General features: G+C 73.5%; 14 protein-coding genes and 1 riboswitch. Of the genes, 5 read left to right on the forward strand and 9 right to left on the reverse strand.

Features of this window, described 5'->3' with window-relative positions; all coding sequences use genetic code 11:
• Positions 1-57: 57 nt before the first annotated feature.
• The 3 genes from H9623_RS01880 to H9623_RS01890 form a co-directional block, all read right to left on the reverse strand.
• Positions 58-480 (reverse strand): VOC family protein, encoded by a 423-nt coding sequence (locus tag H9623_RS01880; RefSeq protein ID WP_193718407.1) that lies wholly within the window; start codon positions 478-480, stop codon positions 58-60.
• A gap of 140 nt (positions 481-620) precedes the next feature.
• On the reverse strand, positions 621-1,337 hold the full coding sequence (gene pnuC / locus H9623_RS01885; protein ID WP_193718408.1) for a nicotinamide riboside transporter PnuC: 717 nt from the start codon (positions 1,335-1,337) through the stop codon (positions 621-623).
• Between the two features lie 168 nt (positions 1,338-1,505).
• Positions 1,506-1,631: riboswitch (FMN riboswitch) on the reverse strand.
• A 118-nt stretch (positions 1,632-1,749) separates the two neighbouring features.
• Positions 1,750-2,526, reverse strand: a complete 777-nt coding sequence (locus H9623_RS01890; RefSeq protein ID WP_193718409.1) for a TetR/AcrR family transcriptional regulator — start codon at positions 2,524-2,526, stop codon at positions 1,750-1,752.
• 157 nt (positions 2,527-2,683) lie between these two features.
• Between H9623_RS01890 and H9623_RS19220 the strand changes: the two genes are divergently transcribed.
• Together H9623_RS19220 and H9623_RS01895 are read left to right on the forward strand one after the other, a co-directional pair.
• Positions 2,684-3,277, forward strand: coding sequence for a hypothetical protein (locus tag H9623_RS19220; protein WP_227748033.1), 594 nt, complete (start codon positions 2,684-2,686; stop codon positions 3,275-3,277).
• A 98-nt stretch (positions 3,278-3,375) separates the two neighbouring features.
• Positions 3,376-4,821, forward strand: coding sequence for a DUF4041 domain-containing protein (locus H9623_RS01895; protein ID WP_321575215.1), 1,446 nt, complete (start codon positions 3,376-3,378; stop codon positions 4,819-4,821).
• Positions 4,822-4,899: 78 nt separating this feature from the next.
• Here the strand turns inward: H9623_RS01895 and H9623_RS01900 are convergent, their stop codons facing one another.
• The 3 genes from H9623_RS01900 to H9623_RS01910 form a co-directional block, all read right to left on the reverse strand.
• Positions 4,900-5,544, reverse strand: coding sequence for a DUF1684 domain-containing protein (locus H9623_RS01900; protein WP_193718411.1), 645 nt, complete (start codon positions 5,542-5,544; stop codon positions 4,900-4,902).
• A 39-nt stretch (positions 5,545-5,583) separates the two neighbouring features.
• Positions 5,584-6,144, reverse strand: coding sequence for a GNAT family N-acetyltransferase (locus H9623_RS01905; RefSeq protein ID WP_193718412.1), 561 nt, complete (start codon positions 6,142-6,144; stop codon positions 5,584-5,586).
• Positions 6,145-6,390: 246 nt separating this feature from the next.
• Positions 6,391-7,590: a class I SAM-dependent methyltransferase gene (locus tag H9623_RS01910; protein ID WP_193718413.1), complete on the reverse strand. Its 1,200-nt coding sequence runs from the start codon at positions 7,588-7,590 to the stop codon at positions 6,391-6,393.
• A 109-nt stretch (positions 7,591-7,699) separates the two neighbouring features.
• Here H9623_RS01910 and H9623_RS01915 point away from each other — a divergent pair, with 109 nt between their 5' ends.
• On the forward strand, positions 7,700-9,214 hold the full coding sequence (locus tag H9623_RS01915) for a 3' terminal RNA ribose 2'-O-methyltransferase Hen1 (protein ID WP_193718414.1): 1,515 nt from the start codon (positions 7,700-7,702) through the stop codon (positions 9,212-9,214).
• Positions 9,211-11,838 carry a polynucleotide kinase-phosphatase gene (locus H9623_RS01920; protein WP_193718415.1) on the forward strand — a complete coding sequence of 876 codons (2,628 nt, stop codon included), beginning with the start codon at positions 9,211-9,213 and terminating at the stop codon, positions 11,836-11,838. Before H9623_RS01915 ends, H9623_RS01920 begins: the two co-directional genes overlap by 4 nt.
• A gap of 79 nt (positions 11,839-11,917) precedes the next feature.
• Here the strand turns inward: H9623_RS01920 and H9623_RS01925 are convergent, their stop codons facing one another.
• From H9623_RS01925 to H9623_RS01935, 3 genes are all read right to left on the reverse strand, one after another.
• On the reverse strand, positions 11,918-12,187 hold the full coding sequence (locus tag H9623_RS01925) for a hypothetical protein (protein WP_193718416.1): 270 nt from the start codon (positions 12,185-12,187) through the stop codon (positions 11,918-11,920).
• Positions 12,188-12,379: 192 nt separating this feature from the next.
• Positions 12,380-12,568: a hypothetical protein gene (locus H9623_RS01930; RefSeq protein WP_193718417.1), complete on the reverse strand. Its 189-nt coding sequence runs from the start codon at positions 12,566-12,568 to the stop codon at positions 12,380-12,382.
• Positions 12,569-12,714: 146 nt separating this feature from the next.
• Positions 12,715-13,602 (reverse strand): LLM class flavin-dependent oxidoreductase, encoded by an 888-nt coding sequence (locus H9623_RS01935; protein WP_193718418.1) that lies wholly within the window; start codon positions 13,600-13,602, stop codon positions 12,715-12,717.
• Between the two features lie 117 nt (positions 13,603-13,719).
• Here H9623_RS01935 and H9623_RS01940 point away from each other — a divergent pair, with 117 nt between their 5' ends.
• Positions 13,720-14,274, forward strand: a complete 555-nt coding sequence (locus tag H9623_RS01940; RefSeq protein ID WP_193718419.1) for a hypothetical protein — start codon at positions 13,720-13,722, stop codon at positions 14,272-14,274.
• Positions 14,275-14,302: the final 28 nt, after the last annotated feature.

Consider the following 14,302-nt stretch of genomic DNA (forward strand, 5'->3'; position numbering starts at 1 on the left):
GGTTGATATTCCGTCTCAGGTCAAGAGACGGCGTATCAATCCGGGTTGGTGAGCGGCTCAGCCCTGCGCCGCCGCGATGTTCACGAGCCAGCTCACACCGAACCGGTCGTCGCACATGCCGAACGCGTCTCCCCAGGGAGCGACCTCGAGCGGCACGGTCACGGTCCCGCCCGCGGACAGCTTGTCCCAGTAGCCGCGGAGCTCGGCGTCGTCGGCCTGGTCGCCGCTGAGCGAGATCGCGATGCCGCCGCCGGGCGTGTACTCCATCGAGCTCGGGGTGTCGGCGGCCATGAGCACCAGGCCGTTGGGAGCCTCGAGCTGGGAGTGCATGACCTTGTCGGCGTCGGCCGGGTCGTCGGCCGCCTGGAAGTCGGCGAACGTGCTGATCGTCACCTCGCCCCCGAACACGTCGCGGTAGAACTCGATCGCCGCCCGGGCGTCGTCGCGGAAGTTCAGGTAGGGGTTGAGTCGTGTCGTCATGGTCGCCGTCTCCGTCGCATCGTCGCGTCGTCCCGTGCCGACGGGGGATCGGCCGGGACCGGGCCAGAAGTGGTGCGCCCCGCGCGAGCAGGGCGCACCTTCGAGTATCCGCCCGGACCGCCCGGGCGCAAGGGGTGGCGTCAGGCCCGGGGGGACGGGGCGGACGCAGGGGACCCGGCGAGACGCAGGGCCGCCGAGCGTCGGTCGATGCGCCACCACACGAAGAACCCGACGAGGGTGAACGCCCCGTAGAACACGTACATGAACGCGGAGGCGTAGAAGCCCGCGTCGACCAGCAGGGGCACGCCCACGATGTCGACCGCGACCCAGATCAGCCAGAACTCGACCCACCCCTTGGCCATGCCGTACGTCGCGAGCAGCGAGCCCATGAAGATCCACGCGTCGGCCCACACGGGCTCGTACGACTCCAGCATCCGGAAGATCGGGGTGAGGACCGCCGTCCCCCCAACGAGCGCGACCACGAGGAACGCCCGCTGGCGCCACGACGCCCAGCGGGGCTCGACCGCCACGCCGTGGCTGTCCGCGTCCGCCGTGCCGAGCCGCGTCCGGGTGCGTCGCCACTGCACCCACCCGTACACCGACACGACGACGAACATGACCTGGCGTCCGGCCTGGCCGAGCAGGTTGACGGGGTTGGGCGTCGCGAACACCGCGCCCAGGAACACCGTGAGGAGCAGCAGGTTCCCGACGATCCCCACGGGCCACGCCCAGATCTTGCGGCGCATGCCCCCGAGCGCGGAGGCCAGGCCGAACCCGTTGCCGACGATCTCACGCCACAGCAGGTGCTGGTCGCCGATCGTGAGCTGCGCGTCGAAGAGCGCGTGGATCAGGTCCATCAGTGTCTTACCTCGTCGTCCCGGGCACGTCGGCTCCGGGGTGAGGGCGGGCGGCGGGGTCGGTGCCCGTCCCCGGGCGCCCGACGGCGTCGCTCACCACGGCGAGGCCCGTCCCGGTGGGCTCAGGGCTCGACGACTCGTCGTGCCCCGGCCGGGAACGGCCGCGCCGCACGTGCTTCCTCCCATCCGGACTTTCACCGTCGGTCCTGGAGTTCCACCAGGTCAACCGCGCGTGGGCGCGGGTCGCGGACTGTCACCGCCGGCTCGGAATTGCACCGACCCCGGAGCACGTTCGTGCGTACTGCTTGCTGTCTCCTGCAACCGCCGATGCTACCGGGGCATTCCCGGGCCGCCTCGTCGTCGTGATGGGCGCGCTACCCGGTTGCGGCACGACCGGCGAGCCGCAGCGAGGTCACGCACCCAACGCGTCGCGCACGGCGCGCGCCACCTCGTCGGGGTCGGGGTCGCCGTCGAGCACGGTCACGACGACGCGACGGGCGGGTGCGCCGCCTGCCGTGACGCCCGGCCCGTCCGCGCGTGAGGGTGAGCCGGGCGCGGCGGGGGGCTCCGTCGTCGGGCCGGCAGGGTTGCGGGCCGCGCGGCGCAGGTCCGCGAACGCCTCCTCGAGCTCGGGGCGCAGGTCCTGGTCGGGGTCGCGCAGCCAGCGCCGCAGGATCGCGTTGTGCACCGCGACGACCGACGCCGCGAACGCGACCGACGCAGTCGAGTTCCGGGTGTCGGTGGGCAGGGTGTCGCGCAGGTAGGACGTGAACGCGCGCTCGTACCGGTGCGTGGTCACGAGCTCACGGTCGCGCAGCGCGGGCACGTCCTGCAGGAGCCGGTGCCGCGCGACCGACGTCTCGCGCTGGCCCACGTGGTGGTCGAACACGAGCCGGGCCGCCTTGCACACCTCGACGTACGGGTCGACGTTCTCCAGCTCCTCGGGCGTCACACCGCGTGCCGCCGGCCGGGACTCGCCGAGCAGGACCACGACCGCGTCGAGCAGCAGCTCGTGGTCCGCGAAGACCACGTCCTCCTTGGAGCGGAAGCGGCGGAAGAAGGTGGCTCGGCTGATCTGGGCGGCGTCCGCGATGTCCTCGACGGTCGTCTGCTCGTACCCCTTCCGGGTGAACAGCTCGATCGCCGCGTCCACCGCCTGCGCATGCGTGTTGCTTCGTGCGGCACTCATGGACGGGACGCTACACCGAGCACGCCGGGGGACGCGTGCACCACGGGACGGTGGGCGGCGGGTGGCCGTCTGCCGGTCGTCGCGCGCACGGCCCGACGGCGTCGCTACAGTGACGAGACAGGCGGCGGCAGGCCGACGCGACCGGGAGGCGACGCGCATGACGGACGGCGACGAGGCCGGGACGGAAGCTCCGGACGAGGGACGGGGCTCGGACGCCGACGGGTCGGCGGGCTCGTGGAGGAGCGTCGACCACCACGCCCAGCGCGACGCCCTGAGCGACCGGTTCGCACGCGGCGGGCCGGCGGACTTCCTCTACGGGGCCGTGGTGTCCGGGTTCATGCTCGCGGTGTCGAGCACGCACGACGCGTCGGGAGACTTCGTGATCCTCGCGGTCGCGGGCGTGCTCGTCGGGTACTGGGCCGCGCACGTGTACGTGTCGGCGATCGGTGGCCGCTTCCGGGACTCCGACCACACCATCACCGAGCGGCTGAGGCTCGCGACGTCCGAAGAGGTGTGGGTGCTGATCGGCGGGGTGCCGGCGCTCGCGGTCTTCCTCGTGGGGAGGGTGCTCGGGCTGGGGGTCACCGACTCCGCGCTGATCGCGCTGTGGTTCACCGTGCTGATGCTGGGCGTCGTGGGGCACCTGGCGGCGCACCGGGCGGGCGTGCGGGGCTGGGCGCTGACCGCGGAGACCGTGGTCGCGGGGGCGTTCGGGCTGGTCATCATCGGGCTGAAGACACTGCTGCACTGACGGTGTGTCGGGTACACCCGGGGCCGTTCCGCCGCGGGGTCCACGAGGCGCGACCGTTCGCTCCTGCCGACGCTGAACGTGGTCGATACGCTGCCGAGGTGACGCCCACACCGCCGAACTGGTACCCGGACCCGCAGAATCCCTCCGTCGTGCGCTGGTGGGACGGGCGGCAGTGGACCGGTCACGTGCAGCCCGTTCCTCAACCTGCCGCGAACGCGCAGGAGGCGGCTGCCGCTGCCGCTGCCGCTGTCGCAGCGGCAGCGGCGATCCCGACCGCAGCGGAGGCGGGGTCCACCGAGGGGACACCGAGGCGCAAGGTCGGGCTCTTCGGCGCCCGCGCCGCCGTGAAGGATCTCGCCGAGGAGAACGACGAGCTCCGTGCGACGCTGCAGCGCGTCGGGGCATGGGACCTCGCGGAGATCGAGCTGCAGTCCCGGCAGGCACGGGGAGATCTCGAGGCGCTCGTCGCGCAGGCCGAAGATGCACGCCGGGAGATCGACATCCTGCGCAAGCAGACCGTCGACGTCCGCAATGCGATCGACGTGGCGGAGTTCGGCCTCTACGACTTCCAGCACCCGGCAGAGGACTCCGCGCGGCTCGCCGGGGAGCTGTCCGCGATCAGGGTCGAGATCAGGAGATGCGTGACGACGAAGAGGGCGACCACCGCGGTCGCGAACTTCACGTTCAACAACTCCGCAGCCAAGGGCCGCACCTTCGTCAACGACATGTCGAAGATGTTGCTCGCTGCCTACAACGCCGAGGCGGAGAACGCCATCAAGACGGTGCGCGCCGGTGGACTCAGCACCGCGCAGGCCCGCCTGGAGAAGTCCGCGGACCGGGTCGCGAAGAACGGGAGGATGATCGCTCTGGCGATCACAGGTGAGTACCACCGGTTGCGTATGCGAGAGCTCGAGCTCGCGGCACGGCACCTTTCCGCTGTCCAGGCCGCGAAGGAGGCGGAGCGCGCACATCGTGAAGAGCTTCGTGAGGCGAAGCGCGCGGAGGACGAGCTGCGGCGTGAACGGGAGAAGCTCGACAAGGAGAGGGAGCACTATGAGAACGCTCTGCTCGCGTTGGAGGCGCGCGGGGACGAGACCGGCGCCGCGAAGCTGCGAGACCAGCTGACGGAGATCATCAAGTCGATTGCTGACGTGGACTACCGGGCGGCGAACGTCCGTGCCGGATACGTCTACGTGATCTCGAATGTCGGGTCCATGGGCGAACAGGTCGTGAAGATCGGAATGACGCGCAGGCTCGACCCGATGGACAGGGTTCGAGAGCTGTCGGATGCGTCGGTGCCCTTCAACTTCGACGTGCACGCCTTGTTCTTCTCCGAGGACGCGTACGGAATCGAGGCGATGCTGCACCGCCACTTCGCGGGACGTCGCGTCAACCGGATCAACCTGCGTCGCGAGTTCTTCTACGCGACTCCTGGCGAGGTCCTGGAGGCCTTGGAGGAGCACAAGGTCGCCGTGGTCGAGTTCCGCGCCGATGCCGACGCCGAGGAGTTCCGAGCGTCGCGAGCCCTGCACGACCAGGCCTGAGGGGCCGTTCACGAGCCGCGGTCGGACGGGCTCTTCGGCGGCGGTCCGCGACAGATCCGACCGGTGCCGACACCGCGGCTACGCCGCCGCCCGCACCAGCTCACCGCACGTGAGCTCGACCGCGAGCGTGTTCCCGGGCGGGGCGAGCGGGCACGCCCACGCCGGGTCGTACGCGCACGACGGGTTGTACGCGAAGTTGAGGTCGACGACCAGGGTGGCGTCGCCGTCGGGCAGGAGGGACGGGCCGGACCCCAGGTCCGCGCCCTTGATCGTGTCCAGCAGGTACCGTCCACCGCCGTACGTCGCGGGCGAGCGGTCCTTGACCGGCACGAACAGCCCGCCCCCGTAGGAGCGCAGCGCCCACACGTCGAGCGCCCCCAGCCCGGGGAGGTCGAGTCGCCCGACGCGCTCGAACGGCACGACGCCGTCGGTGCCCGTGGGGACGTCGAGGCGTGCGGCGTCCGGCGTGCCACGCGCAGGGTCGGGCACGAGCGGCACCTCGAAGCGCAGCGACGCGTCGTACGGGCCGACCGGCACCCCGGTGAAGGCGGGCCGGTCCTCGGGCAGGACCGGCGACGCCGGGTGCTCGGCCAGGAGGTCGTCGCGCGACGCGACCCAGTACTCGTGCGCGGCCGCAGGGTCCTCGACGGCCACGTCGCGGACGTGGGCGTAAAGACGCTGGACGCGACGGCGCCAGTCGACGACGTGCAGCTCGGAGATCATCTGGCCAGGGTGCCAGGCGGGAGGCCCACCGGCACCCTCTCAGGCGCGAGGGCCCGACGGGGTCGAGGTGCCCGCCACGTCGTGGTGGACCGCTAGCGTCAGGTCGCGCACGTAGGTCTGCGAGTCGCGTCGCAGCAGGGAGTGCTCGACCGGATCCCCCCACGGGACCCAGCCGTCCCGCTCGTAGAGGCCGACCGCCCCGGCGTTGTCCGTCAGGACGTGAAGCACGGCGCGGGAGTAGCCCTGCCCGGCGAGCAGCTCGGTGACGTGCTCGAGCAGCCGACGGCCGAGACCCGAACCCTGGGCGCGCGGATCGACCGCGAGCAGGCCGAGCACCGGGGACTCGGGTGGGTCGCTCTCGATGCCGCTGCCCGGCCGCGTCGCCAGGGCGAAGCCGACGACGCCACCCGCGCTGTCCGTCGCGACCGTCCACGCGACGCGCCGGTCGAACTTCCCTCGGGCGCGCGCAGCGACGCCCTCGACATGGCGTCCGTCGCGCGCGGCGCTCGCCTCGACCCACACCCCCACGCACTGTTCGGCGTCGCCCTGGAGTCCGGGGCGCAGCTCGAAGAGGTCAGGCGCTGGGGTCGACGGGATCACGGAGCCGAACCTACCGGAGCCCGAGCAGGCAGCCGCCGCCACGTTGCCGAAGCCTCTCTCCAGGCGAGCCCCGGGTAGTGCCTCCGGGGGGTGCGGCCTCGCCACAGCCCGGGTGTCGTCGGCTCGTCCGGCGCCGGACGGGGCTTCCTGGCCATCGTCGTCTCCCCCCCCGGGCCCCGGGGTGAGGCCGCGCGCACAGCACAGGGTGCGCGCGCTTCGCGCCGAGCCCCTGACCGGCAGGGACGCTCAGTGGTGCAGCCGGTAGAACCGGAAGACGCTGAACCCGTCGATCGGCAGGACCTCGACGCGGCTGAACCCGGCGTCGAGCGCGTACCGTTCGAGCGTCGCGGGCCGCATGACCGTGCCAGTGCCCGCCGACGGCGGCGACGACAGCCCGTCGGGCAGGCAGATGAACTGGCTGTAGCCGTACATGAGCCGCTCGACGTCGTCGCCCGGCGCGGCGAACTCCTCGGCGACGGCCTCGTCCATGACGACCACGGCGCCGTCGGGCAGGACGGCCCGGCGGATCGCCGACAGGACCTCGACCGGGCGCGGCAGGTCGTGCGTGCACTCGAACGCGAAGGCTGCGTCGAGCGGGACTCCCGTCGGCAGGGTCGCGGCGTCGGCGACGTGGAACGTCGTGCGGTCCGCGACACCCGCGGCCAGCGCGTTCGCACGCGCCATCTCGACCGAGGGCCCGTCGAGGTCGTACCCCTCGAAACGGGCCCCCGGGTAGGCGCGCGCGAGGGCGACCGTCGACCACCCCGCCCCGCAGCCCACGTCCGCGACGCGCGCGGTGGGCCTCGACAGGATCGCGTGCAGGTCCGGGACCTGCCCGAGCGCGCCCGCGAGCCCGTGCTCGAACCACGGCCGGTTGAGGTCCGCCTGCGCCTCGCGCGCGTCCGGCCCGAGCCGGCCCCACGACACCCCGCCGCCGTCGCGGTACGCGTCGAGCAGCTCGTCGAACGACCGCCCCACGGCCGCGAAGAGCCGGGGCAGCGGCCCCAGGTACGCGAGGCTGTGCTCGTCGGTCAGGACCTCGGCCGGCCCGGGGGGCAGGGCGTAGCGGCGGGTCGTCCCGCCGGCGCCACGCCCGCCCGACGACGCCGCCTCACCCTGCGCGGAGACGCCCGGGGCGGGCGGTGCCCCGGCGGGCGGCGGGGTCCCGGGAACGACGTCCAGGATGCCCGCGACGGCCTGCCCCTCGAGCCACTCGCGCACGTACCGCTCGTGGGTGCCCGTCCTCGCGGCGAGCTCGGCCGAGGTCGTGGGCCCCTCGTCGGCGAGCGACCGGTACCAGCCCAACCGGTCGCCGACGTACACCCCGAAGACCTCGATCAGTCCCAGCGCAGACGCGAGCAGGCGCTCGGCGAACTCGTCGGCGCCGGGCCCCGGGACACCACCGGGCCCCGGGACACCGCCCGGCGGCTGTGCTGAGGTGGACATGGCCGCTCCGTCCCTCGTGGTCCGTGCCGGTCGTCCGCCCGGTCGTGGCCGACGCGCGCACCGACCCGACCAGCGTAAATCGGTTGCACCCCGTGGGACCATGCACAGCATGCTGGTCACCCTCACGACGACCGCCGGCGCGCCGGCCGGGTCCGTCGAGCACGGAGCCCCTCTGACGGACGCGACCGACCTCGGGTACCTGCTGCACAAGCACCCCGCCCGGGCCCAGTCGTTCGACCTGCCCGTCGGCACCGCGCACGTCTTCTACCCCGAGGCCGACGCCGCCCGGTGCACGGTCGCGCTGCTCCTCGAGGTCGATCCCGTGGGGATCGTGCGCAACAAGCGGTTCGGCGGGCGCGACGCGTTCTCCCTGGCCCAGTACGTCAACGACCGCCCCTACGCCGCGTCCTCGATGCTCGCGGTCGCGCTCGGGGCCGTGTTCCGCACCGCGATGACCGGTCGTTGCGACGCGCGCCAGGCGCTCGCGGACGGCCCGGTCCCGCTCGAGATCCACGTCCCCGCGCTGCCCTGCCGCGGAGGCGCACGACTCGCCGAGCACCTGTTCGAGCCCTTGGGCTGGACCGTCGACGCGACGCCCGAGCCGCTCGACCCGACCGTGCCCGAGTGGGGCGACTCGCGCTACGTCGACCTGCGCCTGACGGGGACCGTGCGGCTCGCCGATGCCCTGCGCCACCTGTACGTCCTGCTGCCCGTGCTCGACGACGCCAAGCACTACTGGGTCACGGGCGACGAGGTCGACAAGCTGCTGCGCGCGGGCGAGGGGTGGCTCGCCGCGCACCCCGAGCGGGACCAGATCATGCGCCGCTACCTCGCGCACCAGCGCCGCTACGTCGAGGACGCCACGGATCGTCTCGTGACGCTCGACGGCGGGGCAGCGCCTGAGGACGGCACCGCCGAGGACGGCGTCCGCCCCGACGAGGCCCCCGCCGCGGGCGACGTCCCCGCCCCGGGCAGCGACGCCGTCGGGACCACGGCGCCCACGCTCGCCCGGCAGCGCGCCGAGGCCGTGATCGCGGCCCTGCACGAGGTCGGGGCGCGCAGCGTCGTCGACCTCGGGTGCGGCGAGGGCGCCCTGCTGCGCCTGCTCGCCGCCGACCGCCGCTTCACGCGGCTGCTCGGCACCGACGTCGCCGTGCGAGAGCTCGAGAAGGCCGCGACGCGCCTGCGCCTCGAGGACGCGAGCGACGCCGAGCGTGAGCGCGTGCGGCTCGTGCAGTCGTCGCTCACGTACCGCGACGAGCGGATCGCGGGCTTCGACGCCGCGGTGCTCATGGAGGTGATCGAGCACGTCGACCCGCCGCGCCTGGGCGCGCTCGAACGCGTCGTGTTCGCCGAGGCGCGACCGGGGACCGTCGTCGTGACGACGCCCAACGTCGAGTACAACGCGCTGTACCCGGGCCTGGAGGAGCGCGGGCACCGGCACGCCGACCACCGCTTCGAGTGGACGCGTGCGGAGCTCCAGGCGTGGGCCGACGGCGTCGCGCACCGCCACGGGTACGCCGTGTCGTTCCGGGACGTCGGGCCGCAGGACGTGGGGCCGCGCGCGCTGGGCGCACCGACGCAGATGGCGCTGTTCACCCGACCGACGGAGGCAAGGGCATGACCGAGCAGCACGTGACCGGCGCGGAACCGCGCGTCCTGAGCGTCCCGGAGCTCTCGCTCGTGGTGCTCGTCGGGGTGTCCGGATCCGGGAAGTCGACGTTCGCGCGCGAGCGGTTCCGGCCCTTCGAGGCCGTGTCCTCGGACTTCTGCCGCGGCCTCGTCTCCGGGGACGTCAACGACCAGTCGGCCACTGCCGCTGCGTTCGAGGTCCTCGAGACGATCGTGAGCAAGCGCTTGGAGGCAGGGCGCCTGACGGTCGTCGACGCGACCAACGTCCAGCCCGCGGCGCGCAGGAACCTCGTCGCGCTCGCACGGGCGCACGACGTCCTGCCCGTCGCGATCGTGCTCGACGTGCCCGAGTCCGTCGCGATCGAGCGCAACCGCTCCCGCCCGGACCGCGACGTCGGCGACCATGTCGTGGGGCGTCAGCGCCAGGCCCTGCGCGCCTCCCTCAAGTCCCTGAACCGTGAGGGGTTCCGCAAGGTCCACGTGCTGCGCGGCGTCGACGAGATCGCGCACGCCACGATCTCCCGCGAGCCCCTGCTGAACGACCTGCGCGACCAGACCGGGCCGTTCGACGCGATCGGCGACGTGCACGGCTGCCGCGCCGAGCTCGAGGCCCTGCTGACCGAGCTCGGCTACGTGATCGAGCGGGACGAGGCCGGCCGCCCGGTCGACGCCGCGCACCCCGAGGGCCGCCGCGCGATCTTCCTGGGCGACCTCGTCGACCGCGGCCCCGACTCCCCGGGCGTCCTGCGTCTCGTCATGGGCATGGTCCGGGCGGGGCACGCGCTCGCGGTCCCCGGCAACCACGAGCACAAGCTCGTGCGCGCTCTCTCGGGGCGCAACGTCACGGTCAGCCACGGCCTGGAGACGACGCTCGCGCAGCTCGCCGAGGAGCCCGAGGAGTTCCGCCAGGACGTCGAGACGTTCTGCCGCGAGCTGGTCTCGCACCTCGTGCTCGACGGCGGGCGGCTCGTGGTCGCGCACGCGGGGCTCAAGGAGTCGTACCACGGGCGTGCGTCGGGCCGGGTGCGCAGCTTCGCGCTCTACGGCGACACCACGGGCGAGACCGACGAGTTCGGGCTGCCCGTGCGCTACCCGTGGGCGAACGAGTACCGCGGCCAGGCCGTGGTGCTCTACGGGCACACCCCGACACCCGCGGCCGAGTGGGTCAACAACACGATGTGCCTCGACACGGGCGTCGTGTTCGGCGGGAAGCTGTCGGCGCTGCGCTACCCGGAGAAGGAGCTCGTCGCGGTGCCCGCGGCCGAGGTCTACTACGAGCCCGCGCGGCCGTTCCTGCCGGACCCCGGTGCCGACGCAGAGGGCGCCGGAGGGGCGCTCCCGCAGCGCGATCCCGACGTGCTCGACGTGACCGACGTGCTCGGACGGCGCTCGGTCGTCACGGGCACGCGCGGACGCATCACGATCCCCGAGGAGAACGCGGCGGGAGCGCTGGAGGTCATGAGCCGCTTCGCGGTCGACCCGCGCGCGCTGCTGTACCTGCCGCCGACCATGAGCCCGGTCGCGACGTCGGGGCGTCCCGGCTACCTCGAACGCCCCGAGGACGCGTTCGCGGCGTACGCGAGCGACGCCGTCGGGCAGGTCGTGTGCGAGGAGAAGCACATGGGGTCGCGGGCCGTGGTGCTGGTGTGCCGCGAGGCGTACGGGGCCCCGGCCCGGCGCTTCGGCGTCGACGTCCAGCCGGGCGGGCGCGGGGTCGCGCACACGCGCACGGGTCGCCCGCTCTTCTCCGGCCCGACGGCGGCAGCTCTGCTCGAGCGCGTCGCGAAGGCCCTCGACGGGGCCGGGGTGTGGGACGAGCTGGGAGCCGACTGGGTCCTGCTCGACGCCGAGATCCTGCCCTGGTCGGCCAAGGCCGACCAGCTCATCCGTGACCAGTACGCGAGCGTCGGGGCGGCGGCCCGGGCCGTCATGCCGCCCGCGCTCGCGGCGCTCGACGCGGCCGTGGCGCGTGGCGTCGACGTCGGGGACCTGCGGGCGCGCACGGCCTCACGCGCCGAGGACACCGCGAGGTACACGCAGGCGTACCGGCGCTACCACTGGCCCGTCGACGGGCTCGACGGCGTGCAGCTCGCCCCGTTCCAGGTGCTCGCGAGCGGGCCGGGCGAACCCGGCGGGCAGACCTACGCGACCCGGGACCACCTGTGGCACCTGGGGATCGCCGACCGCCTGGTCGAGGCCGACCCGGTGCTGTTCCGGCCCACGCGCCGCCTCGTGGTCGACCTCGCCGACGACGCCTCGCGCACGCAGGGCGTCCGCTGGTGGGAGGAGATGACCGAGGCCGGGGGCGAGGGCATGGTCGTCAAGCCGCTCGCGAACCTCGTGCGGGGCCTCAAGGGGCTGGTCCAGCCGGGCCTCAAGGTCCGTGGGCGCGAGTACCTGCGGATCATCTACGGTCCCGAGTACACCCAGGAGCACCACCTGGACAGGCTGCGGGTCCGCTCGCTCGGGCGCAAGCAGTCGCTCGCCCTGCGCGAGTACGCGCTGGGTCTCGAAGCCGTGGAGCGGGTCGTGGCGGGCGAGCCGCCGTGGCGCGTCCACGAGGCCGTGTTCGCGGTCCTGGCCCTCGAGTCGGAGCCGGTCGACCCGCGGCTCTGACAGCAGCAGGACGAGGGGGCCCGGTGGGCGCCCTCGTCCTGGTGGGTACGGCCGGTGCGGCCGGGTTCCTGGCGGGCTCTCAGCCGAGGGTCGCGAACGAGCTCAGCGCGAGGGCGGAGAACAGGGCGATCGCCACGAGGACCGAGCCGGCGACGAGCCAGCCGTTGGCCCGCTCGGTCGGGTCGCTCGACGCGCTGGGGCGACGGGACTCCGGGGCGGGAGCGACGTCGTCGGGCGTGGACGTGGGGGAGGAGCCCGCGGGACGGGACGTGCGTGCGCGGCGTGCCGTCGAGTCGTGGCCGCGGAGTGCGACGCGGATCGGCGTCGAGGTCGTGACCTGTGCGGTCATGGCTTCCTCCCCAGGAAAAGTTGGCCGCCCTCGCTGTCGCGGGGCGTGGCACCAGTCTCTTCGGGGCGGGCGTGCGGGCACATCGGCCCTCCGAACCATCCTGCGCGACCGCTCCGTCCTCCCGGAGGATGACGGCCGCCCGTCGGATGGGGGACATCCCTTCCGGGACGCCCCTGAGAGGGGAGGGACGGGCTAGCGCGGGGCGTTGCGCTGGTGGTCGATGCGCTGCAGGTAGCGGATCTCGCGGAAGCCTACCGCCACCGCGACGAGCAGCGGGAACCACGCCCACGTGCGTCCGCGGAGCAGCGAGAAGAGGCTCACGAGCCCGACGACGCCGCACCCGAGCACGGTCAGGAGGCTCGCCCAGCGGATGCTCTTCATGCGGTCGTCCTCGGTTCGCTCGTGCGGTCGGCCGGCCCTCGGCCGAGCGCGTCGTCCCCGGTCGAGGCCGACCGGGTCCTGAACAGTGTCCATCACGCGGCGCGCCGGTCCCAGGAGGCGGCCGACCTGCGGTCGGTGCGGGCTGCTCAGCCGAGCTGCGCGAGCCCCTCGGTCGCGATCCTCTCGAACGTCGCCTGGTCGGCCGCGAACTGCGAGTCCGCGATGGGCCAGTGCAGGACGATCTCCGTGATGCCCTGGTCGCGGTAGGCCGCCGCGGTCTCGACGAACGCGTCGACCGAGGCGAGCGGTCGGTCGGGCGTGAAACCCGTCAGGAGGATGCGCTCGACCGTGGCCGGGTCGCGGCCCGCGTCGGCGCACGTCGCCTCGAGCCGGGCGATCTGCGCCCCGACCCCCGCGCGGGACGCGGCCGGCGTGCCCTCCTCGCCGACGGCGGCGTCACCCGTCGTGACCCACGCCTGCCCGTAACGGGCCGTGAGCCGCAGCCCGCGCGGCCCGGTCGCGGCGATCGCGAACGGGATGCGCGGCTCCTGGACCGGGCCGGGGATCGTCCGGGCCTCGTGCGCACGGTAGTGCCCCTCGTCGTGCGTGACGACGGGCTCGGTCAGGAGACGGTCGAGCAGTGCTGTGAAGTCGCGCAACCTGTCCGCGCGCTCGCGCGCCGACCAGCCCTCGCCGCCCAGGACGGTCGCGTCGAAGCCGGTCGTCCCGGCGCCCAGCCCGAGCGTGATGCGTCCGCCCGACACGTCGTCGAGCGTCATGAGGTCCTTGGCGAGGGTCACAGGCTCGCGGAAGTTCGGGGACGTGACGAGCGTGCCCAGCCGCATCCGCCCGGTCACGGTCGCCGCGGCCGTGAGCGTGGGCAGCGCCCCGAACCAGGGGCCGTCGCGGAAGTTGCGCCACGACAGGTGGTCGTACGTGTAGGCCGCGTGGAACCCCAGGTCCTCGGCGCGCCGCCAGACGTCGCGCCCCTCGGACCAGCGGTAGATCGGCAGGATCACGGTGCTCAGTCGCATGGTCCGACCCTACGGTGCCGTGGGCGGCTCGGCTCGGCCCGGCCCGGCTCGAACCGTGCCGCCGACGTGTGATGTGCTGGTGGCAGTCCCACTCGTGCACCACCGGAGGTCCTCCCCATGGCAGTCGTCGTCAACGTGTCCCACCGCTACCCGCGCACGGGGTCGCGCGCCGAGCAGCTCGCTGTCGTCCGCGGCGACTGGCCCGTGCCCGAGGTCGACACCCCGGAGGCCTTCGCGGACTCCGACGACGCGCAGGAGCTCCTCGACGCCGCGGACGTCCTGATCGCGGCGGCGGGCAACGAGGTCGTCGACGTCCAGCGCATCACGGGGCTCCAGGTCGACGAGGGCGGGCACGTGCGCTTCGAGACCGTCGACGAACCCGTCCTCGTCGGGCTGATCGGGCAGCGCCTGCGCCCCGGGGCCGCGTGGGAGCCGGGCGAGAGCTGGCCCGTCAAGCTCGCCGACGCCACGGGCGACGTCCGGGAGTACCTCGACCTCGCGGGCGGGGTGACCGCAGAACGCAGCGGTGAGCCTGCGGGTGAGACCGCCGGAGGCCCGGCGGACGCGGTCGAGCTCGGCGGGTTCCGCCTCGCCCTGGGCGCCGACGGGAACCTCGTGGTGACGCCTCCGGCGGGTCGCTCCGTGACCGTGCTCGCAGCGCACGAGGGGTGAGCCAGGGCGGGCGGGAGCGCGACCACAG

The sequence above is a fragment of the Oerskovia douganii genome, assembly GCF_015142735.1.
GTDB lineage: Bacteria > Actinomycetota > Actinomycetes > Actinomycetales > Cellulomonadaceae > Oerskovia > Oerskovia douganii.